The organism is Pontibacter sp. LHS1 (assembly GCF_058932855.1).
This window is the reverse complement of sequence record NZ_JBZYWF010000001.1, coordinates 722,612-743,826: the sequence shown is the minus strand read 5'-3', so window position 1 is coordinate 743,826 and position 21,215 is coordinate 722,612. Positions and strand designations below refer to the sequence as shown.

The 21,215-nt window shown below is 51.7% G+C and carries 22 protein-coding genes; 10 read left to right on the top strand and 12 right to left on the bottom strand.

Features of this window, described 5'->3' with window-relative positions; all coding sequences use genetic code 11:
• The first annotated feature begins 112 nt into the window (after nt 1-112).
• Nucleotides 113-535, top strand: a complete 423-nt coding sequence (locus tag AC5FXQ_RS03250; protein WP_493601055.1) for an ArsI/CadI family heavy metal resistance metalloenzyme — start codon at nt 113-115, stop codon at nt 533-535.
• Nucleotides 536-704: 169 nt separating this feature from the next.
• On the top strand, nt 705-1,331 hold the full coding sequence (gene sigZ / locus AC5FXQ_RS03245; protein WP_493601054.1) for an RNA polymerase sigma factor SigZ: 627 nt from the start codon (nt 705-707) through the stop codon (nt 1,329-1,331).
• 2 nt (nt 1,332-1,333) lie between these two features.
• Here the strand turns inward: sigZ and AC5FXQ_RS03240 are convergent, their stop codons facing one another.
• The 3 genes from AC5FXQ_RS03240 to AC5FXQ_RS03230 form a co-directional block, all read right to left on the bottom strand.
• Nucleotides 1,334-3,487 (bottom strand): ComEA family DNA-binding protein, encoded by a 2,154-nt coding sequence (locus AC5FXQ_RS03240; RefSeq protein ID WP_493601053.1) that lies wholly within the window; start codon nt 3,485-3,487, stop codon nt 1,334-1,336.
• Nucleotides 3,488-3,493: 6 nt separating this feature from the next.
• Nucleotides 3,494-4,273 carry a PorV/PorQ family protein gene (locus AC5FXQ_RS03235; protein ID WP_493601052.1) on the bottom strand — a complete coding sequence of 260 codons (780 nt, stop codon included), beginning with the start codon at nt 4,271-4,273 and terminating at the stop codon, nt 3,494-3,496.
• A gap of 369 nt (nt 4,274-4,642) precedes the next feature.
• A complete protein-coding gene (locus tag AC5FXQ_RS03230) occupies nt 4,643-6,970 on the bottom strand; it encodes a S46 family peptidase (protein ID WP_493601051.1) in 2,328 nt (775 codons plus the stop codon).
• Nucleotides 6,971-7,066: 96 nt separating this feature from the next.
• On the opposite strand from AC5FXQ_RS03230, the gene yidD reads away from it, so the two are divergent.
• On the top strand, nt 7,067-7,288 hold the full coding sequence (gene yidD, locus AC5FXQ_RS03225) for a membrane protein insertion efficiency factor YidD (RefSeq protein ID WP_493601050.1): 222 nt from the start codon (nt 7,067-7,069) through the stop codon (nt 7,286-7,288).
• Between the two features lie 221 nt (nt 7,289-7,509).
• On the top strand, nt 7,510-7,833 hold the full coding sequence (locus tag AC5FXQ_RS03220) for a hypothetical protein (RefSeq protein ID WP_493601049.1): 324 nt from the start codon (nt 7,510-7,512) through the stop codon (nt 7,831-7,833).
• A 43-nt stretch (nt 7,834-7,876) separates the two neighbouring features.
• Here the strand turns inward: AC5FXQ_RS03220 and AC5FXQ_RS03215 are convergent, their stop codons facing one another.
• The 6 genes from AC5FXQ_RS03215 to AC5FXQ_RS03190 all read right to left on the bottom strand — a co-directional run bounded on the left by AC5FXQ_RS03215 (nt 7,877) and on the right by AC5FXQ_RS03190 (nt 12,497).
• Nucleotides 7,877-8,467 (bottom strand): flavodoxin family protein, encoded by a 591-nt coding sequence (locus AC5FXQ_RS03215; RefSeq protein WP_493601048.1) that lies wholly within the window; start codon nt 8,465-8,467, stop codon nt 7,877-7,879.
• A gap of 79 nt (nt 8,468-8,546) precedes the next feature.
• Nucleotides 8,547-9,584 carry a serine hydrolase domain-containing protein gene (locus tag AC5FXQ_RS03210; RefSeq protein WP_493601047.1) on the bottom strand — a complete coding sequence of 346 codons (1,038 nt, stop codon included), beginning with the start codon at nt 9,582-9,584 and terminating at the stop codon, nt 8,547-8,549.
• Nucleotides 9,585-9,660: 76 nt separating this feature from the next.
• Nucleotides 9,661-10,101: a GNAT family N-acetyltransferase gene (locus AC5FXQ_RS03205; RefSeq protein WP_493601046.1), complete on the bottom strand. Its 441-nt coding sequence runs from the start codon at nt 10,099-10,101 to the stop codon at nt 9,661-9,663.
• A 5-nt stretch (nt 10,102-10,106) separates the two neighbouring features.
• A complete protein-coding gene (locus AC5FXQ_RS03200) occupies nt 10,107-11,522 on the bottom strand; it encodes an alpha/beta hydrolase (RefSeq protein WP_493601045.1) in 1,416 nt (471 codons plus the stop codon).
• Nucleotides 11,523-11,572: 50 nt separating this feature from the next.
• Entirely contained in the window at nt 11,573-12,238 is a 666-nt protein-coding gene (locus AC5FXQ_RS03195) for an SdpI family protein (RefSeq protein WP_493601044.1), read from the bottom strand.
• A 4-nt stretch (nt 12,239-12,242) separates the two neighbouring features.
• Nucleotides 12,243-12,497, bottom strand: a complete 255-nt coding sequence (locus AC5FXQ_RS03190) for an autorepressor SdpR family transcription factor (RefSeq protein ID WP_493601043.1) — start codon at nt 12,495-12,497, stop codon at nt 12,243-12,245.
• A 95-nt stretch (nt 12,498-12,592) separates the two neighbouring features.
• Here AC5FXQ_RS03190 and AC5FXQ_RS03185 point away from each other — a divergent pair, with 95 nt between their 5' ends.
• Nucleotides 12,593-13,654: an AraC family transcriptional regulator gene (locus tag AC5FXQ_RS03185; RefSeq protein ID WP_493601042.1), complete on the top strand. Its 1,062-nt coding sequence runs from the start codon at nt 12,593-12,595 to the stop codon at nt 13,652-13,654.
• An 87-nt stretch (nt 13,655-13,741) separates the two neighbouring features.
• Nucleotides 13,742-14,671, top strand: a complete 930-nt coding sequence (locus AC5FXQ_RS03180) for a DUF1684 domain-containing protein (RefSeq protein WP_493601041.1) — start codon at nt 13,742-13,744, stop codon at nt 14,669-14,671.
• 24 nt (nt 14,672-14,695) lie between these two features.
• Here the strand turns inward: AC5FXQ_RS03180 and AC5FXQ_RS03175 are convergent, their stop codons facing one another.
• Complete coding sequence (locus AC5FXQ_RS03175; protein WP_493601040.1) at nt 14,696-15,661, bottom strand: NAD-dependent epimerase/dehydratase family protein; 966 nt, start codon at nt 15,659-15,661, stop codon at nt 14,696-14,698.
• Nucleotides 15,662-15,891: 230 nt separating this feature from the next.
• On the opposite strand from AC5FXQ_RS03175, the gene AC5FXQ_RS03170 reads away from it, so the two are divergent.
• Complete coding sequence (locus AC5FXQ_RS03170) at nt 15,892-16,536, top strand: thioredoxin family protein (RefSeq protein ID WP_493601039.1); 645 nt, start codon at nt 15,892-15,894, stop codon at nt 16,534-16,536.
• Between the two features lie 28 nt (nt 16,537-16,564).
• On the opposite strand, the gene AC5FXQ_RS03165 is transcribed toward AC5FXQ_RS03170, so the two are convergent.
• Nucleotides 16,565-17,002, bottom strand: coding sequence for a VOC family protein (locus AC5FXQ_RS03165; RefSeq protein WP_493601038.1), 438 nt, complete (start codon nt 17,000-17,002; stop codon nt 16,565-16,567).
• Between the two features lie 3 nt (nt 17,003-17,005).
• A complete protein-coding gene (locus AC5FXQ_RS03160; RefSeq protein ID WP_493601037.1) occupies nt 17,006-18,973 on the bottom strand; it encodes a peptidylprolyl isomerase in 1,968 nt (655 codons plus the stop codon).
• A 128-nt stretch (nt 18,974-19,101) separates the two neighbouring features.
• Between AC5FXQ_RS03160 and AC5FXQ_RS03155 the strand changes: the two genes are divergently transcribed.
• The 3 genes from AC5FXQ_RS03155 (at nt 19,102) to AC5FXQ_RS03145 (ending at nt 20,830) form a co-directional block, all read left to right on the top strand.
• Nucleotides 19,102-19,596 carry a hypothetical protein gene (locus AC5FXQ_RS03155; protein WP_493601036.1) on the top strand — a complete coding sequence of 165 codons (495 nt, stop codon included), beginning with the start codon at nt 19,102-19,104 and terminating at the stop codon, nt 19,594-19,596.
• A 4-nt stretch (nt 19,597-19,600) separates the two neighbouring features.
• The gene (locus AC5FXQ_RS03150) at nt 19,601-20,095 is read left to right on the top strand and encodes a hypothetical protein (RefSeq protein ID WP_493601035.1); all 495 of its coding nucleotides are present in this window, start codon (nt 19,601-19,603) and stop codon (nt 20,093-20,095) included.
• Between the two features lie 234 nt (nt 20,096-20,329).
• A complete protein-coding gene (locus AC5FXQ_RS03145; protein WP_493601034.1) occupies nt 20,330-20,830 on the top strand; it encodes a hypothetical protein in 501 nt (166 codons plus the stop codon).
• Nucleotides 20,831-21,215 lie beyond the last annotated feature (385 nt).

The window sequence follows — 21,215 nt, the reverse complement described above, 5'->3', positions numbered from 1 at the left end:
TTACTATATATAGCAGCCCCACAGAAAATTTTTTCTGTGGGGCTGCGTCTTTTTAGCCCTCGCGTCGTCATCAAGGTGAAACAAGAAAGAATCACCTTAAAAAGACAAAGCCATGAAAAGATTTCACGTGAATGTGCGCATTAAGAACCTGCAGGAATCTACTGCCTTTTATACAGCATTGTTCGGCACGGAGCCTACTGTGCTCAAAGAAGACTATGCCAAATGGATGCTGGAAGACCCGCGCATCAACTTCGCCATATCGCTGCACCCCGAGAACGCAGGTATAGAGCACCTTGGCATACAAGCCGAGAGTGAAGAGGAACTAGCTGAGGTATACGGCCGCTTGAAGGAGGCCAAAGGGGCCATTCGGGAAGAAGGAAAGTGCACCTGCTGCTACGCCAAGTCCGAAAAATCGTGGATCACAGACCCGCAGGGCGTGGACTGGGAAGCTTTCTATACCTTCGGTGAAGCCACTGTGTACGGCGAAGGTGCAAATGCCCGCACCACCTCAACCATCGAAACAACTGCCATTTAGTACAACGTAAAACTACGAAGCCGGACCACGGCAGGTATGGACCATACCTGCCGTGGTCCGGTTAATTTTTATGTACTTTCAGAAGTTTTTTTGAATTTGCCTTTTCCATATTTTTCTTCGTAAATTGATGTATATCTCTACCTGCTATCACCATTAAAATCGTTGCGTCATGGAAAACAAGAGTTGCCATACCTGTTCGGCTGATCAGGTTGTCTCTTCAGTAGATACCTGCGCTGCTGTAGCGCCAGTATACCTGGAATATGAGGCCAGGCTGAGGAGCTTTGTCATGAACCGCGTGAAGGACAAGGATGAAGCCAATGATATTCTGCAGCAGCTCTACGTGAAGCTTTACAAACATTGCGAGCAACTGCAGGATGTGCGCAACATGAACGCCTGGCTTTACCAGATTGCCCGCAACGCCGTGTACGATTACTTCCGCGAACAGGGGCGTAGCATGCCGCTAGAGGACGAAGGCAAGCTAGAGGAGCTACTAAGCCAGGAGCCGGAGCGACAGGACACGGAGAGTCTGATCTTGCCACTCATCAACATGCTGCCTGTCGAGTATGCAGAACCTTTGCGACTAAGCGAACTGGAGGGCATCAGCCAGAAAGAGATTGCCGAGCGGCTGGGTATGTCTTACTCGGGCGCCAAGTCGCGGGTGCAACGTGGGCGTGAGAAACTGAAAGAGCTTTTTGTGGAGTGCTGCCATCTGGAGCTTGACAGGAAAGGTGCTTTGGTTAGTGCCACTGCGAAGGAAAGCTGCAGACCACTTCAGGTACAGTTAAAAGGAGAGTAAGTTCAAAACCTATACCTTGTCTGCACCCTGATATCCGACCTTCTTGGTCCTTCAATTGTCTCCAGGCCTGAGCCAATGGTGCGCTGGTTACGGTAGTGTGTCAGGCCATACTTCACCCACACATCCATGCGCCGCATCGGCCTGAATTGCAGTAAGGCGTACAGGCGGGTGCCTCTGCCACTGAAGGCAGGTATAGAAAAAGCATAGAGGACATCCCGTTCAAAAGCATATTGCCGTGTGTCATAATTGTCGGTGTCGAAGATGGCGTAGCGGGTACTCAATCGTATTTTGTTGAAATTGAAGTTGATGTCCTGGGCAATCAAATAGCCCGTGGCTTGCGGCGACTCCAGCTCAAAACTGCTGAACTGCACCCGTGAGCGGAGATTCACAACGGGTGTTGGCATGAACTCATAATACAGCAGATAATTTTTGCGGTTAGCCTGTCCCACGTAGTCTATGTTGGTGCTGTTGTTGGCTACATTGCGGCCTTTGCTCTCGACCCGGAACTGGGCGTAGAGCGAACTTTGACGGTTAGGCCGGAACAAGAGCCGCAGCATGTACTCGTCCCCTTGTGATGGGGCATCGACGCGGTAGCGAAGCCACGGGAACCGGAAGCGATCATAAAAAGCCGTGAGCTCCCATTTCGGAAAAGGCTTTATTTTGATGCCGGTGTAAAAGCCCTGCTCGTTGATGTTGCGGGTGCTCTCACCAAATGCATTGCCATAGAAGGTATGGAAGTCACGGGCATAGTAGCGGTAGAGCATGGCCAGTTCTACTTTGTTGGAGAGGTTGGCGGTCAAACCATTCACAGTGCCCAGACCGCCGCTTTTGGAGATAGCCGTTTCACCGAACAGGTAGACGTTCTGCCAGGTATAGGCGTAGTTGGTGCCGATGTTATAATTGCTCGTGCCGCCAAACTCAAAGCGCTGATAGGCCAAGCCTGCTTTCTGAATGGGAGAACTATAGTTGGTCGCCATGGCTGTGATGCCTGTCAGTAAGGTGCGGTTACGACTCTGGTAAGTGACATTGCCGCCAATGATCTGCTCCCGTACCCGCCACCTGTTCGCCAGCTCCGTTGGCGTTCTGTGGAAGCCCGAGGTTTGTATACCTATAAAGAAATCCCCGTAGTTGTCAAGTGTGTCGAGCTGCGCCTGCAGGTTGGCATCGACGCGCTTGCTCGAAACAAAACCCGTTACATCCACTCTGCCTAAGGTATAAGTGGCAGCCACTCCACGGTAAAAGGCGTGCTCCAGCACCGAACTGTATGGGCGTATGCCGACGTTTGGCCGGCTGACTGTCGTAATAGTTTCACTGCCTTTGCCTACCGAATAACCTGATGAAAGCAGCAGGCCTTGCCCAAACTGCAGTTGGTAATCGCCTAGCGCAATTGTTTTAAACTTGCCCTTGTTGTAGAGTTGCAAATGCGCTGTGTAGAAGTCAAAGCCATAGCGGCGGGTGTCGGGGTTCCATGTAAATTGCTCACCCGCATCTTTTTCAGCAGTAAAGCCCAGACTGTAGTCACGGGTATGGCTCACGCGGTAGCGCATCAGCACTTTGTCGGGTGAGCCAAGGTAACGTGTTCTGGAGCGGCTGGTGGTATCGATCGAGGTATAGCCGCGCCGTTCCTGCAAAGTGCGTTCGTAGCGGATGATCAAGGCATTGTTGTCCTCGCCCACAATGCGTTGCAGTAGGGGCCGCTGGTCAGCATTGAGGCCAGCATCATCGACCCGTACGAAATACACGAGTTTGTAAATCGTGATCAGGTCAAAATCAGGTATAGCCTGCAATTCGTAGATGCTCAGCAGACGGCCATTTTCCTGGATGTATCGAAAGAAGGAAGCAATCTGCGGTCGGGACAGGATGTAGAGCGAGGCCAGTTCCTCAGGCGTGGTGCGGTTCAGGTCGATTGGGCGCTGGAAGTACTGGAAAAGCGTTTCATAGAAATCTTCGTAAGGTACGTTTTCGTCTTCCTGCTGCGCAAAAAGCTCTTGCACGAACAAGTCGAAATCGAATGTCTGGCGTGGGTAGTCCTGTGCCTGCAGCGGCAGCCAGGTGCAAAGTATGAGCAAGAGCGTAGCTATACCTTGTTTGATGCCTGCTTGCCGCAGTGGCAGACGATTTCTATACCTGAAGCGTGTCGTTCTACCTTGCTTCATCCTGTTCTACTTTTGGAAGGTATAGGAAAGTGACAGGTGGTGACTGATGCCCAGCAAGGTGGTGGAGCCAAAGGCGTAGTCGGCAAATAGTTGCCTTGCCCTGAAGCCTATACCGAAAGTAGCGCGGTTGGTGAGTGTGCTGAAACCTGACCGCAGGGCCACTTTCTCCTGCAAAAGCTGGTACTCTATACCCGCTTTGAAGTTGGCAGGGAAGTCAATGTGCTTCTCGGTCTCAGCTAGTAGGAGGATTTTCTGGTAGGGACGGTAACCCAAGCCTGCTTTCATGATGGTGGGCAGTCGCTCGTCGTCGAACTCAGCCAGCCTGGCCTGGTTGATGTTGTAGGCGTAGGCCCCAAAGAAAAACCCCGGCACAATCTCCGCCTGTCCACCCACCGACAGTGTTACTGCTTTGCGGCTGCCATACTCCTCGGCGGCTACTTGCCACAGGTCTATTTTCCCACCTAAACTGAACTGGCCCAGCTTATGGCCTATGCCTATGCCCACGTGCTGCTTGCTAAACAATTCATCGCCAAGGCGGCTCATGCTCAGCCCGTAGTTGCCATACCTGGTCGTTGGGTATACGGCCTGCAGCGCCACCGTCGAAAAAGCCCTGATACCGAAGCGGTTTTCCACATAAGCCCCGACCTGCGCTTGCTCCAGGCTAGCTATACCTGCCACATTGTTGTTGAGTGCCCAAAGGTCAGGCAGGGTAACAGAGGCGTTTCCCAGCGCAGCGGCACGGGCACCAGCAGGCACATCGGCCTGCGCCTGTGCAAGGCAAGGCAATAAAAGGAGAAGCAGGAAATTAAGTTTGTTTTGTAGAAGTTGCGTTATCCCATCCGGTTTTGTTTTATAGCTAAAGTGCTATGTACGAGGGTGTAGGGGGAGGGTTTGTCAGAATCAGGATTTTCAGGATGTTTTAGGATGGGCAGGATGAAAAATAAGCTGAAACGATCGTCCTATGCACTGGGATATGGAAATCCCCAGCAGTTTGCTTCCGGATCTGGAGATCCGAAAGAGCCTTAAGTTTGTTTACCCAATATCTGTTATAATCCTGAAAATCCTTAAATCCTGTAAAACCTGATTCTGACAAACAAAAAGGCGCTGGGGATATCCCCAGCGCCTTTGCAATTATTGATTAAAGAGAGCCTCAGCTTAGTTCTTTACTTCTACTTTAGCTGATTTCTTGCCGTTTTTCTTGGTCACTTTCACTGACTTCTTGCCAGCGGCCAGATCAGCTTTCGCCTCTTCGATGGCAGCGTTCAGAAGTTCAGTAGAGCCGTCTGCTGTTGCAGTAGGAGTGGCGCCAGCTTCGGCAGGGCCCGGGCTGTTGGTGCTCACGATCGTCATCTCGTTGATCAGGTTAGAGGCACCGGCATACTTATCCACCATGAACAGCACGTAGTTGGCGCTCACGTTGATGCAGCGCTTGTAGTCCGGGTCGTACACCAGGTCGCCGGTCATCGCTTCCCAGTTACCGTCGAAGGCCAGGCCGATCAGCTCACCGTTACCGTTGATCACCGGAGAACCTGAGTTACCGCCCGTGATGTCGTTGTCGGTGATGAAGTTCACAATCAGCTCGCCGTCCTTGTTGGCGTAGCGGCCATAGTCTTTTGCTTCGTAGAGCTGCTTTAGTTTGGCAGGCACAATGAACTCCTCATTGTTTGGATCTTCCTTCTGCATCACACCTTCCAGTGTCGTGAAGGTTTCATACGTCACACCGTCGTAAGGCTTGTAGTTCTTCACAGAACCATAGCTCAAACGGATGGTGGAGTTCGCATCAGGGTAGTATACCTTGTCCGGGTTCATCTGGCGAAGACCTGCTACGTACAGACGGTTCGCACGAGCCAGCTTGGCGTTGCTCTCAGCCAGCTTAGGCGCGATGTTCTGCTGGTAGTTCTCCATAATGGAGTTTACCAAAGAGAAAGCCGGGTCGTTTGCCAGTTGCTTCTGCGTCGGGTTATTCAGGAACTGCTCTGTTTTCTGCTTGTTTACCACAAACGAGTTGCTGTACACATGGTCAGCCAGTTTGTTGAAGTCACCTTTATACTTGGCTACCATCTGCTTGAAAGCTTCCGGCTGCTGGTCTTTGGCGATGTCTTCGTGGTAAAACTTCATCATAGCAGCAAACACTTTCTTGTCAGTAGCCATGTTGTAGTCTTTGAAGAAAGCGTCAGCTCTTGGCTTCAGGTCTTCAGCCGCTTTTTTAGCAGCATCAGCGTTACCTGATTTCAAGGCATTGAAAACTGGCGTCATGCGGTAAGCAAACAGAAGGGCTTCTGTGCCCAATACCGCTTCGTTCAGGTATACGCTGCCCAGGTTATACTTCTCGATCTCTTTGTAAGCTTCGTTCATGTCGTTCAGCGACGAGCCATAAAGTGCCTTGCGCTCCGCGTTTGCATCGGCCCAGGCCTGGAATTTCTTCTCATCCGCACGCTTGCCTTCTACTGTCTTCATGCGCTTGATGCCTTCATTCTGACCGATAGAATACTTGTAGTAGTTAGCAGTAGAAGCATACTTAGAGGCATACTGAATGCGGGTAGCATCGCTCTTATCCATGTCTTCTTTCCACAGGGCCAGCTTCTTGTCACGCAATCTGATGCGGGACTTGTTCAGCTGCTCCACGTCCAGTACCAGACCTTCCGAAGTCATGAAACGCTTCGTACGGCCCGGGAAACCGAATACCATTGCGAAGTCGTCCTGCTCCACACCACCAATGTTGATCGGCAGGTGGTGCTTTGGCTTGTAAGGCACGTTGGTTGCAGCGTAGTCAGCTGGCTTGCCATCTGGCGCCATGTACACGCGGAACATCGCGAAGTCACCAGTGTGGCGTGGCCACATCCAGTTGTCGGTGTCGCCACCGAACTTACCAACGGCAGACGGAGGCGTACCTACCAGACGCACGTCAGTAAAGCGCTCGTAGATGAAGAGGTAATACTCGTTGCCGTTGAAGAAGTCACGCACGTAAGACACGTAACGGCCATTCTCGCTGGCTTCTTTAGCAATAGCCTGTGCACGCTGCGAGGCAAGCTGCAGGCGCTCTTTCTCCGGCGTGTTGTTATCGATACCCTCCAGCACTTTGCCCGTCACGTCGTCCATGCGCACCAGGATGTCCACGAACAGGCCCTCGTTTGGAAGCTCCTGCTTGCGGTCCATGGCCCAGAAGCCGTTGGTCAGGTAATCTTTCTCAGGAGTGGAGTGCGACTGGATTTGGCCATAACCGCAGTGGTGGTTGGTGAGCAACAGACCTTCAGCAGAGATGAACTCACCCGTACAGAAGCCGCCGAACTGCACGATGGCGTCCTTGAGGCTGGAGTTGTTCACGTTGTAGATTTCTTCGGCAGTCAGCTGCAGGCCTTTTTTCTGCATGTCAGCGTGGTTCAGGCGCTTGATCAGCATCGGCAGCCACATACCCTCGTCCGCTTTTGCGAAGGGCACGCAAAGCGAAACTAAAAGAAGAAGTGAAAGGATTCTTTTTAACATGAAATTTTGTTTAGATTAGTTAAACTGTGACAAATTTATCGAAAAATTGCGTTACCTAACAGTTGTTCGGCAAATAAAACACACCAAAACCATACCATGAACTGGCTTTTCAAAAAATTGCTTCTTGCGCTTATCTGGGTATACCGCAACATGATCTCCCCCCTGAAGCCAGCCACCTGCCGCTATACACCCACCTGTTCGGCCTATGCGCTGGGCGCTGTAAATAAGTATGGGCCTTTTAAAGGAGGATGGATGGCGCTGAAGCGGATTGGCCGGTGTCATCCGTGGGGTGGAAGTGGTTATGATCCCGTACCATAGTCCAGAACTCTCGGCCAAGCTGTACAAATACTTGTCTTCCTGCGTGGCGATTAGCAAGGTTGCGTATGTCACTATTTGATTGATTACTCGCAGGCTGGCTAAGAACATAATGTGTAATAAACCAGTTATCGCTATTAGCTCTGCTTTAATTTTGTTAAACTGCAGTCTGTTTGGCAATTCAGCCACAGCCTAAGTTTATAATACATTTATCAGCATAGGCCATGATTATAAGATTAATAGAGCCAAACGGCTCTGTGAAAGCTTCCATTCCGCTTGTTGACATTAAGCGTGTCGAGACCCGTACGCTAAACTTTTTCGGTGAAAGTACACATAACCTGTACCTGTTCATGGGGGAGGAGGGTGATGAGTATTTTATGCTGCTCACTTATTTGTGCCCCATCAATATGGAAAAGGCAAGGCGTAAGTTACAAGATCTGATCAGGCAGGCAGCGCAAGAGGGTCCGGCGGATGAGGAAGTTGTGTTTGAGCTACATCCTGACGCAGCACCGGCCACAGGTTTGGCTACCGATGTTGCCCATCCCTAATAACCTGCGATAGCAGTCATAGAACAGGCCAATCAGGTAAAGCTCAGGAAGAAGACTTCGGAAGATAGCGGAGCATCTGCTTTACCATTGATTCGGCAGTGCTGGCGTAGTCCTCTTCGTATTTCTTCATTAGCTCTTCGCGACTGGTCTTTTCTCCTTTGGCTTGTTTCTTCCACAGCACCGAAAGCGAGGCATAGGGAGGAAGTACCATACCCACTGCATTGTAAAAGTTACTGATGTTGGCAATGATGTGCTGCGCCCCGTCAGAGTCGCCCGTTATCACAATGCCGCCCACTTTGCCCTCCAGTTTTGACTTCTTGCCTTCCAGGATCTCGTCATGGATTTCATCGAGGCGCTCTATTACACGCTGTATTTCCGACGACTGGTTGTTCCACCAGATAGGCGTGGCAAACACGATGATGTCTGAGCTGAGTATTTGAGTAAGTATGCCGGGCCAGTCGTCGCCTTCGCCCATGTCGCTGTAGGTGCCTGCCAGTATGTTGTGCTCCACCAGCTTGACGATGCTGCAGCCGATGTCCTGCTTCTTGAAATAGCCCGCCAGAAATTCTGACAGAACCTCCGTGTTGGACAAGCCTTCTTTCTTAAGTGTGCCGAGTAAGATGATTGCTTTCATAATCTGCTTACTCAGAACAACATCTGTATGTTCGGCTTTGCAAGGCCTCCTAACTGAAAATCAAGGTATAGATGAGGAGTTACAGCTTATTCACAATCCTGATCAGGGTTTGAAACAACGTGCTCGGGCTGCTGGCCTGGTTGATAGCTCCTGTTACAAACGCACTTTTGGCAGGTATATAAAACGCTGCGGTGCCCGTAGAGCCGCAGTGGCCAATCAGGTCAGGTATGGCTTTGAAGGGCGAAAGGAGGCGGGGCGTGTAGAATTTCTGTATGCCGATGCCGTACTTGAACGGGAAGAAAATGCTGTTCCATTGTTCGAGCTCCTGCAGTCTGTTTTTCGGGTAATAATGACCGCTAAAGAAGGCTTTCAGAAAAGTCATCAGGTCCTGCGTCGTGGAAACAATGTCGTACCGGGAGGAGGACAGGTATAGCGGCAGGCTGACCTGGTGGCTTTTATGATAGAAAGGGCTGAACGTCCTGTTCTCGTGAGGGCTGATGACATAGGTAGCAGCCATACCTAACTCTTCGAAAACAGCAGTCAGGATTTCATCCAGTGGCTGCGCCATCACCGACTCCAGCACCCGGCCCAGCAATTTGAAATTGGTGTTTCCGTAACTGGCCTTGCCTGGCTGACCGGGCGCGAACTTCGTGCGCATCTGCTTTACCTGCTCTATGGTTTTCTCAAGCGGCCAGGCGGCGTCATGGCTGCTGAGCAGTTCCTCCATCAGCTTTGGCTGCCCCGGACGCTTATCTATGAGGTAGCAAGGCAGACCAGATGTCTGGGAAATGAGGTGCCTGATTGTTAGTTCCTCCGCATACTCCCGACCCTTGTATACATGCAGTCCCTGCATTAACCCGGCAGGCAGGTATACCTTGATTTTATCGTCCAGATTTAGTCTGCCATCTCTTACAAGCCGGAGCGTCACAGCAGCCAGCATCATTTTGTTGATGCTCGCAATGTAGAAGGGTGTATCGGGCTGCATATTGCCAGCAGCACTGGCGAGCGAAAGCGAGTCATCGGCAGCCTCCACCCGAAAAGCGGCGCCGTGGATGTTCTTTTTGGCGGCAGTACTCGCCACGATTCGATCGAGTGCTTCCTGGGTTAGATTTTTCATAGTGCAGATAAGTATGTAGCTGCAAAAGAACAGAATTTCGGGGTAATTTTTTATACCTGTTCGAAAAGAGCAAAAGCTACTGTAGCGTAACTGGCATGTCGAATACTTTTTGCTCTTTGCTTTCCGTGAAGCCGGTTTTCTGATAAAAAATATGGGTATCGGTTCGTGCGGTATGGCAGCGCACCCGCAATTTCGCAACTGACTGGTCAGCAGCCCATGCCTTTACCTTATGTACCAGCTGTTGCCCTATACCTTGCCGACGATAGTTCTGATCTACCACCAGGCCGCCAATTTCCACAAAGGGGGCTGACTCCAGACGAAAGGTATGGAAGCCATGTATCCAGCCAACTACCTGACCAGCTTTGACTGCTACAAATCCGCAGTGCTCTTTATGGGCCAATACCTGGTCTATTCGCTGCTTCATCTCCTCTGCCGACACGGTATAGCCAAACTGTTGGGAAAGGCTGGCCAGGGCGCCTGCATCTGCCGGGGCAATTTTTCTGATTGTGATGCTCATAAATTTTATTTTACCACTCCTTTCAGCCAGGTGCTGATCGTCTCCAGCGCCACGGGTGCCATCGTCTCTTCTATGGTGGCATACTCGCCGGGCAAACCGGTGTCAGCCGTCTGGAAGATGTGGTTGAGACCGGGCAGCTCTTTGATGGTGTAGCGCTTGTTGCCAGCGGCTTTCAAGGCTTTTTCGGTGGCTGCGAGGTTGGTTGCAGCAGGTACCTGCAGGTCTTTGCTGCCGTTGAGGGCGAGCACAGGCATTTTCAGCTGACGCAGGGCAGGGGCTGGGTCATAGGCCAGGAAGTGCCGCGTCCAGGGCAGACTGAGCTGCGCCACAATGGCATTCTCCGCTTCAGGGCTCAGCTGCAGCTGTTTTATTTCCTGCTCAGTCATACCGGCTTTTGCTTCCTGCTCCAAGGCTCTTATTTTTTGGCTTGCTGCGTATACATCGGCTTCCGAAGCGGCAGTTTCAAACTGGGCGCGACGCAGCTTCAGAAGTTTCTGCAGCGTTTCTTCTGGTATGCCCCCTTTCTTATACAGCGCTTCATTTTGCTGCACGAGCAGCTCAACACCCGGCATGGCACTGCCTGCCAGCAGCACTACAAAAGCCACATCTTTATTAGCGGCGGCAACACTACTCGCTATCAGAGCACCTTCGCTTATACCTAGCAAGCCTACTTTCTTAGAGTTTATGGACTGGTGCGTCTTCAGGAAGGTATAGGCCGCCTGTGCATCGGAGGTAAAGTCCTGGGTGGTAGCCATAGTAGCATTGCCTCCCGACTTGCCCGCACCACGGTCGTCGAGGCGCAGCACGGCGAAGCCCTGGCGGGTGAGGTGGTCAGCCAGCACCAGAAAAGGCTTATGCCCCAGCAGTGTCATGTCACGGTCTTGTGTGCCGGAGCCGGTAAAGAGGATCACAGCCGGATACTTGCCTTTGCCCTCAGGTATCGTGAGCGTACCTGCCAGTGTAATGCCTGCCGCCTTGTTCTCCACTATTACTTCCTGCTCCTGGTAAGGGTATGGCTTTGCAGGCGTCTGCGGACGGCGCACTTCGGCTGCTTCTCCCTTAGTAAGGGCTAGCGGGAAGGCCATGCCACTTTGCTTCCAGTGCCCCTCTATCGACTCCGGGCCAGTCCGCTTGCCGGCGTATTCGATGCCACCGGAGGGTATGCGCAGGTATAAGCTGTCTTGGGTGAGCGTAGCCTCAGGTATAGCCATCCCCTTAACGCCCTGCAGCGGGATATCCATGGTGGCAGTGAGTTGTCCGCTTTCCGTGCTGCTCAGGTGGAAAACTATCGTGATTCTATTGCCCCCTGCCTGCAGGGTTCCGTTCCAGCTGCCATCAAGCTGACCGGGCGCTGTCTTCTGGGCCATGGCAGTGCTCAGGAGGAGTAGCGTCATGCAAAGGGTAAGGGTTAATCTGTTCATGCTATATCTGTTGTGGTTGGATAAATGCCTTGCGTGGGAAAATCGCCGGTTTAGGTCTGCTGTCTTAACCTTTGCTCCTTTCGGTAGATTGTGAATGAGTAGATGGTCGGAATCAGGACAACAAGCGCTATAATGGCGATAAAGAAAATGTGCTCTAATCCGGCGATGGGCAATACAGCCAGCAGAATCAGCAGAATGCCCCCGATGATCCAGAGGATGCCCCCCAGCCGATGCGTCTTGCGCCATACCTGTTCACTCTCAAGCGTCCAGGGCGTGCGGATGCCGATGAAGTAGTTGGGCTTCACAGCCTGGAAGTAATTGCCGAGCGCTACCAACAGTGCCCCGATCAGGATAAACAGGCCGTTGGGCTTGAAGGTATCCGGGTGTAGCGATGTATGGATAAGAAAGACGCATAGTGCCGCCATGAAGGCGATCAGGATAAAGCGCAACTGGTGGTATTTACTGCCCATAGACTTCAGTTTTCCCTTCGGGTCGATGTACGGCACGGCCAGCAGAATAAGATTGAGCAGAGCCGTCGTGCCCACCACTATAAGGATCATGGTAGACTTGCCCGCCCAGCCATCGGCCTCGCCTTTCAGGTTGAAATGCACCGGTACTTGCTCTGGCATACTGTTCCAAACCACCGCCAGGTATACCAGTGGAATAAAAATGATCACCCAAAGTATGATCTCTCGGGTCAGGTTTTTGGTTTTCATAAGTCTAATCTTTAAGCGTGATGATCCATTTCATTAAGTCGTCCAGCACTGTTGTGTTAAGCGAGTAGATCACAAACTGCCCCTGTTTCTGGGAGGTGACCAACTCGGCCTGGCTCAGGATGTCGAGGTGATGCGAAATGCTGGGCTTGGTGATATGAAAAGCCTCTGCAATGTCGCCAGCCGTCAAATCCTTCTCTTTGAGCAGGTTGAGGATCTCTCTGCGGGTTTGATCATTCAGTGCCTTGAAAACTTTGTTCACGTTGTTTTTAGGTATTTAGATAAATATCTAAATATTATATGAAAATGCAAAATTTTAAGCAAATAATTATTGCGCTTGGGATGCAGCACCTGTTTATGAGATTGTGTAACTTCGATTTTCAGAAAGAAACCATGCAAGCACCTGACCATACCTTAAGCGCTAACTCCGTTAACCTGGTACTGCACGTGCTCACGCTGCAGGGGCAGGATGCAGCGGCCTTATGCGAGGTGGCAGGTATAGAGTCAGGTCAGCTACGGGATGTGCACGGTCGTGTTACCATTGCCCAGATGGTGGCGCTCTGGCAGGCAGCTGTCAGGGCCACTGCCAATCCTGATCTGGCGCTGCATGTGGGCGAGGCCCTGAACCCGACCTCGGCAGGTATCATCGCCTATGTGATGATGAACGCCCCAACGCTATACGAGTCGCTGCGCAAGCTCTGTAAGTACCAGGACATCGTGTGCGAAGGCATACGAACCAGTCTGCAGTTGCGGGACAACGAGGCGCATGTGCTATTGGAGGTCATTAGCCCAGCTTTGCAAGAGCCCCGCTATGCGATCGATTGTGAAATGGTGATCTATAAAAATGCCTTCGAAGCCCTGATCGGGCAGGAGCTACCACACCGCAGGGTCATGTTTGCCTACCCACAGCCTGACAGCATTCAGGAGCATCGGCGCCTGTTCGGGGAAACTACGATGCTGGAGTTCGATGCTGCCTACAGCGGCTTCGTGTTCGAGGCGGACTGGTTGCAGAAGCCGGTGGTCAGTGCCAATCCTGAGCTGAACCTGCTCTTCGAACAGTACGCGAATGAGTACCTGCAGCGGCTGCATGAACCCCGCTCGCTGACTGAGCTTGTGCAGCGCGAACTGGCCCGGCAACTGAAAGGGGAGGAGCCCAATGTAACCAGCGTGGCCCGCAGTCTGGCTCTGAGTGTGCGCTCGCTGCAGGCCAAGCTAAGCGAAGAGGGAACCACTTATCAGCGTGTGCTCGACAGTGTGCGACAGGAGCTTGCCCAGCAGCACCTGCGGAGTGGTCACCATACCGTGGCAGACGTGGCCTACCTGCTCGGTTTTTCTGAGCCAAGCGCCTTCAGCCGCTCCTTTAAGAAGTGGACCGGACTCCCGCCGCAACTCTACCGGCAAAGTATAGCTGAGGCCTGATTCAGGCTTTGAATTGCTTAAAAACTATGTTCAGCCATTATTTTTTATTAAATTAGCGGAATCGCATATTTTACCCAGCTAATACCCGTGCTCCGATCAAAACCTTTCTCTCTCTCTGTTTTTCTGTTCATCACATTAATACTGGCAGGTGGATGCGCTGAGTATGACCAGTCTGCCAAGAACATAGCAGAAACTACTCCAGATTATGTAGCTAGTGTAGATGAGTGGCATCAGGAGCGGGAGGCAAAACTGAAAGCACCAGACGGCTGGCTCACTTTGGCGGGTTTGTTCTGGTTGCAGGAAGGCGACAATACCTTTGGCAGCGGGCCTGACAACAGCCTGACTTTTCCAGAGGGCAAGATTCCGGGCAGGGCTGGCGTGATCACGCTGAAGGGCGACAAGGTCACCACCAGCATCAATCCGGGAGTGGAGGTGCTGCTGAAAGGGAAACCTGTGCGTGAGGCGCTGCTCTATACCTCTGCTATGGACTCAGTGCCCAAACTGACGCACGGTACACTAACCTGGTTTGTGATCAAGCGAGGTGGCAGGTATGGCATCCGCCTCCGTGACCTGCAGAACGATGCCCTGGTGCACTTCAAAGGGATAAAGCGCTTCCCAGTGAAGGCCGACTGGCGTGTAACAGCAAGCTTTGTGGCGCACCCCACCCCGAAGCAGATCGCCATTACCAATATAGTAGGGCAGACCTCTATGCAGGACTCGCCTGGTACGCTGATCTTCACGCTGAACGGACAGCAGTATCAGCTGGATGCGCTGTGGGAAGGGGAGGAGCTCTTCATCATCTTTGCTGACAAAACAAACGGCATCGAAACCTACGGCGCAGGCCGCTACCTCTATGCAGCCAAGCCGGGGCCAGATGGTACTACAGAGCTTGACTTTAACAAGGCCTCGAACCCGCCTTGTGACTTTGTGTCCTATGCCACCTGTCCGCTGCCTCCGCGTCAGAACTTCCTGCCCATTATGATTGAGGCAGGAGAAAAGTCCTACGGGGAGTATTAGGCTGCTTCCTGGCTTGTTTTACGGTCAGGCAGTCGACTCTTTCCTGAACCAATCCAGGGTAGCGGCAATGGCTTGCCGCATCGGGGTTGGCTTAAAGTCAGGCAGGGTCTGCCGGAGCTTTTCATCGTTCAGCAGGATGGTGTTTTCCCACAGGTAGCCCATCTCGCCGATCTCCCGCATCACAGGCATGAACAGGCCGAGCAAACGGAACAGCCACTTGCTGTGTAGTTTGTGCTTTGGTTTTGTGCCGGCTACCTCCGCAATCTGCGTTTGCCAGGCTTTTATGCTGGGCACCACCTCGCCCCCGTAATTGTATACCTGGTAAGGAGCGTCTGGCTGCAGTTGGAGCAGTTCATAAAAGGCTCGTGCAGCATCAGGGGTGTAGACCAGTTGGTGCGGTATGTCGTTGCGGTAGAGCCAGGGCATGGCCTCCCCTTTCAGGGCTGCCCTGAAAATCGGAGCTATACCTTCGTTCATGACGTTGGGTCCCCAGAAGTCGGACAGGCGCAGGATCAGCACGCGGCAAGTTCCCTGCTGTGCCGCCGTAGCCAGCATCTGCTCCAGCTGCACACGTAGCGCCCCCTTCCGGGTGTGCGGCTGCATCGGGGAGTCTTCCTTTATTTCGGGCTGCAGGTTGCCGTAGTTGTACACATTGCCCGGAAACAGGATGGTGGCTTTGTTGGCGGCTGCAGCGGCTATGATGTATTGTGTCACACGCTCCATGTTGCCTTGCCATTTGTCATAAGGGTAATTGATGCCATGGAAAATATGCGTGGCCTTACGGCCTAAGTCATGCAGCAGCTCTTTGTCCTGTGCATCGCCCTGCACAATGGTGAGTCCGGCTTGTGTGCCGAACAGTCGGGATGCCCTGTCACGGTCCCGTACGAGGATGGTGACCTGCTCCTGCTGCGCCAGGAGCACCTGCGTGAAAGCATAGCCGATGCTGCCTGTTGCACCAAGCACCAGGAAATTTTTGTCCAATTTGTTCATTGCGTTGGTGTTATAAGTTTTGTGATGCTGCAAAGATGGGGCTTAAACCTGCTGTTGTACTTGACCGATTCTGCAAAGCGCTTGACAGAAAATGCAAACAATTCAGTGCAAACGGGGTAAAATAAGAGGGAGGGCAGGGGGGCTCCCAAGGTGAAGGAACTTATGTGAACATCTACCTGTTAATATATAGTTCCGCGAAAATTTAAACAAAAATTATGATCTCAGAGACTATGTCTAAAACAGTAATTACGAGTGAACATTTGGCGAAAGCCATGACCTATACCCAATACCGCGAGTTAATTGACACATTGCTTGCGGAGAATAAAACCACAGGAACGAACCACTCCGAGGCCATGGTAGAGTATACCCGCATGAACGCCCAGCGCATGCGCCGCGTCGAGAAAACCACCGTGCTCGACAACGAAATGGTGGACCTGATGCTGAGCGTGCAGAATAAAATGATATGGGTGATCCTGACGGAAGCCTGGTGTGGCGATGCCGCCCAAACAGTGCCTGCCCTGGTAAAAATAGCGGATGCCTCGCCCCTGATTGAGGTAAAGCTGATGCTGCGTGACGAGTACCCGGAAGTAATGGACGCCTACCTCACCAACGGAGGACGCTCTATACCGAAGCTGATCGTGCTCGATGCCGATACCATGAAAGAACTCGGTACCTGGGGACCACGGCCTGAGCCTGCCCAGCAGCTGTTCATGGATATGAAAGCGCAGGAGGTTCCATACAAGGAATTTGTGGAGAAGCTACACGGTTGGTATGGCAAAGACCGCAGCAAAACCTTGCTACAGGAGTTCAAGCAGCTGATCCCACAGTGGGGCCGCTTGCAAAAAATTGAAGAACAGCCAATGGAACGATTCTAAAAGCTCGTTTCATATAAAAGCGGCGACCTTAAGTAAAGGTCGCCGCTTTTTTTATACCTGCAGAGGGCATGAGAACCACTCGCCAGCCATCAGGGTCTTCAATGGTTACGGCTCCTTTCTCTTTCCAGTAAATGTTTTCTGGCTCCACTGCAGGGTAGCCCAATTGGTGCAGCCGCTGTGCAGCCTTATCGAGCGCAGACTTATCCGGAATGTAAAGCACCAGCAGATTGTCCCGGGTAGGTGCCGGACAGGGACTTCCGTTTATGTGCTGGGTAAATTCCAGATGGTATGCTAAGCCGGGCAAGCCTATCATGATGCCATCATACCCCTGATGTCCTGTAAAGGAGCCAAGCTTCTCTAATCCCAGTCCTTCACAATAGAATTGCTCAATCTCCGGCAGTTGGTCTGTCGGGCGGGCAATGCGCACCTGTACGGCTGGGATTGTAGCGGGCCAGATCTCAGACATAGTTTATTTAGTTCGAAGGATCAGATTTACTTGTCTTATCTTATCGCCCACCTCTACTTGGTGCACCACATCCATGCCTTCTACCACCTTCGCGAAGATGGTATAGCGGCCGTCCAGGTGCGGGGTGGGAGAGTGCGTGATGAACCACTGGTTGCTTTCGGTGTCTTTTCCGGCAGAGGCCATGCCTACGTAGCCTTCGCGGTAGTGCAGCGGAGCAAACTCAGAGCGGATAGAGTAGTCGGAACTGCCCCAGCCATCGCCGCGTTTGTCGCCGCCCTGCGCCACAAAGTTTGGCACGACGCGGTGGAAGTACAGCCCATCAAAGAACTGCTTGTTTGCCAGCTCTACAAAATTGGCCACTGAGCCCGGTGCATCCTCCACAAACAGCTCCAGTGTGACCACGCCTTTCTCAGTTTCAATCACCACCTGCTGGTCAGGATGAATGGTTTGTACCAGTTGCCAGTTGATCGGATGCGTGAAAGGATTCTGAGGAGTTTCAGATTGTTCTTTCCCGTTTAGGTAATCAATCGTCTTCTGCAATTCGATATTGGTCTCCATGTCGCGGGGCAGCACGAGTTTCTGCTGCGCCTGGTTCAGGAAGGAATAGTCGCGGTATACCTCCCTGAAGTTGAGCTTCGGATTGCGGATCACGCCAGCAGCCAGACCAGCCAGCGAAACGTCGCCGGAAGCTATACCTTGTTTAAAGATGTCGGCAAAGTCCTGCTCCATAGTCTTCGGGAAGTCGGCCTGCTGGCGCATGGCGGCGAGTGCCTCCATGCCATAGGTGCCAATCACCGGTTGCGAAGCGGCAAAGGTTTCTTTGGCGATAAACTTATAATTGCTGTAGTCTGCCGAGAGCGCCTTGAGCAGATGCGCTTTGTCGTAAGGGTTCTCGGTGCGCAAGTATAGCTGTTGGTACTCCTGGCTCAGCTTATCCTTATCAGGGCTGTTGCGCAGGATCACCCAGACCAGACCCGCCCGCACACGGCCATCCTCTACCTGACTGAGAGCCTTACGGAGCGTATTGGTATCTACACCGGCGTGATTAGCCTGCAGAAACTCCGCTGTGGCCACTGCTGTGTTGATGTTTTGATCGGTCAGACCGGCCAGAATCGCTTCGTCTATTTCTTCAAACTCAAGCCCTGTCATGGAGCGGACCGCACTCAGGCGCACGCGGTAGTCTGGGTCGCTCTGCACGATGCCGGAAAGCAGTGCTGCTTTGTCACGGGCATTCACTTTGGAGAAAGCTTGCGCCACCGCCATGCGCACATCTGCAGATTCATCTGAGGTAACCACGGTGGTCAGTTGCTGGCGGTAAGGGGTCAGGTCAAGTTTGGGCGTGCGGGCCAGCAGGTGAGCGGCCGCCAGTCGCACTTCATACGACTTGCTTTCGGCCAGCCACTGCACGGCACGTTCCACAGCCTGTGCGCTGCTGATCTGCCGCAGGCCAGCCCGGTACATTCCCCATGCCTGTCCTGCCGCTGCTGTTTCGTTTGTTGCCCGATAATTTACCAGAAAGTTAAGCCCTCCGCTGTCAGCCAGTTTGCCAAGGGCCTCCAATACTTCTGCCTGTACCGCAGGTCGCTGTTCCTGTTGCAGATGCCGGATCATGGCCTGCTGGGCTTTTTTATGTCCGATCTGACCCAGTGCGTAGGCCGAGGCAACGCGCATCGCAGCGCTGGTGTCAGAAAGAGATGTCAAAAGTTGTGGTATGGCCAGTGTGTCCTGCACCGAAGCAAAGGCAAGTGCTGCCTCCTGACGGTACTGCAATGTCGGGTGGTTCAGGAAGTTGAGTAGTTCAGCGGTTTTGCGCTCGTCCTGCAAGGTATAGAGTTCGCGCAGGACGGGGTCAGAAAACTTGTTTATGCCCTGTTGTTGTGTATCGGCAGCCACGGGAACGCTTTGCTGCGGCTGCTGGCGGCAGGCCGCAAAAAGGCCAAAGGCAAGTAAGAAGGTATAGCTTTTTTTCATGGGTTAGGCTTATGCGCTTTCAATATACTAAATGCCTTTAATATAGCTCTGTTTTAATGTTTTCGTATGAATTTCTTTGGTAACTATGTAATAATTAGTATATTGATCTCTTAAAGTTATACCCTACGATGCAGCACACCGGCATTAGCGTACGTTTGTTTTCCAGACCTTATGGCGTTCGGTCGCAAATGGAGCGTCTGCTGCTTGTACTTGCCTTGCTTTCAGTGGCTTTGCATGGCTGGTTGCTGTACCAGCTCATCGCTGTGCAGGACTTCCACTCAGCCATGACCTTCCTGTACCTGTTCAGCCTGTTGCCCTTCACACTTTTTATGGTCTCCGTATGGCTCGACCACAACCCAGGCTATCAGCGTCACCTTAGCATATCGGCTGTGGGTCTGCGGTACCGTCTGGGGTTTATGCAGCGGGAGCACGATTTTGATTGGGAGGAAGTAGAGCGCATGGTGCTGGGCATCCATTCACTGACATTTGAACTGAAAAACGGAGAGCAGCATGCTATTTCCCTGGATGCAGTGAACCATGAGCAAACGCTCCAGCGCATACGTGCCGAACTGATTCAGATCTCAGCTGATAAGGGGATAACCATTGAGATGACGCAAAATTAAGACTATGTATGTAAACCTATACCCAAACAAAGAGCTTAAGAAGACAAAGCGAGTGCTGCTTTGGATAGGTATACTCATGCTCTGCGGAGGTCTCTCAGCCTTGTTAGGGGAGTTTGTTGCCCGTGAAGAGGTCCGGTGGAGCTGGGCAGGAGGCGCACTGGCTATCAGCATTATCGGGATGCTGGGGTTTGCTGTTGGTGCCAGCTATATCCGTCTGAAAGACGCTTACTTTTCCATGACGCCAGAGCGCATCGCCTACAGACTCACCCTGTACGGTCCTGAGCATACCATCTACTGGGATGCCATTGACAGTATTCAGGCATCGGAGCATGCGCTGGTATTTGATTTGAAAGACAGTGAACAACTGATCATGCGGCTAGGTCACATCCAAAGCCCCGAAATAGCCAATCATGTAAGCGTAAGTATACAACTAGCAGCCATTCAACAGCAAGTGGAGGTGAACCAGGTGCCTGTAAGTGCACAGCGCGTAAGTTTATAGGCCCCACTAAAATGCAGCATTTGCAGCGCCTCTGAGAGCAGTCATAGCACTTTCAAACCAGGTCTCAAAATAATAGAATTAAATTGTGTTTAATTTATTTTGATTAAAACTAAACCTGTATTTGTGGCGATCGTATGTTACTTTAATTCAATTTTAATGCCTCTTTTTGCAACTTTGTCAAGTCTGACATTTTGAGTTGGCATTGCCTTAAATCATCAGCCCAATATTGTTTCTATGTACATCAGCCTTTATACAGCCCGACAACTGCATAGGATCAAAGACCGGCTGCTTTGGTTAGGGCTGTTCATGGCATGCGGAGGCGGGTCGGCATCTCTTTACAATCTCATACTGTCGGAAGAGACACGCTGGTTGTGGGGTATTGCGGCCATCGTTATTGTTTTGGCAGGGCTGTACCTGGTGGCACTTGGCACTGATAAGCTCCCCCTCAAAAATGCCTTTGTAGCCATATCGCCGACGAGGATCAGTTACAGGCTTAACTTTTACAGCAAGGAAAACAGATTGGACTGGAGCAGGATAGCGGCAGTACAACTGAGTGACCACTGTGTGCTTTTTGACCTGTATGGCGGTCAACAGAAATCACTGCTCCTGTCGGATATCGAAAGTCACAACGTGGCCAGCCAGGTGGCACTTAATTTACAGTTAGCAGCGCTGGAGCGCAATGTGGCTGTTAACGGTGTCCGGTTCAACGTGCCAAAACCAGTTGCAGGTATATAGGCTCCTTATCTCTTGCTGCTCCCCAAATGGCGGCCATCTCACATCTGAGATGGTTCTTTGTTATACAGCATCTCCTAATTGAATTTTTAGCGGGCAGGCACTGCTTCACCTTCACATGCCTGCTCAAATCCTGTAGTTGCACCGATAATATTCTCATAAGCTGGTAATATTGGTTTAAAAAATATAATTAATTATTTTTTTAATATATAATTATATTATAATATTGCAACAGATGGTCTTCTCTCACCTAAAACAACCAGCTAATGAAATGAAAATTCTATACGGCCTTGATCAGTGCCCTGCTGTTTTTATCATTTGCCAGTTTTGCTGATGCTGATGTGAAGTCAGCTAAAAGCGAAAAAACAACTAAGAGTAAAAGACAGGC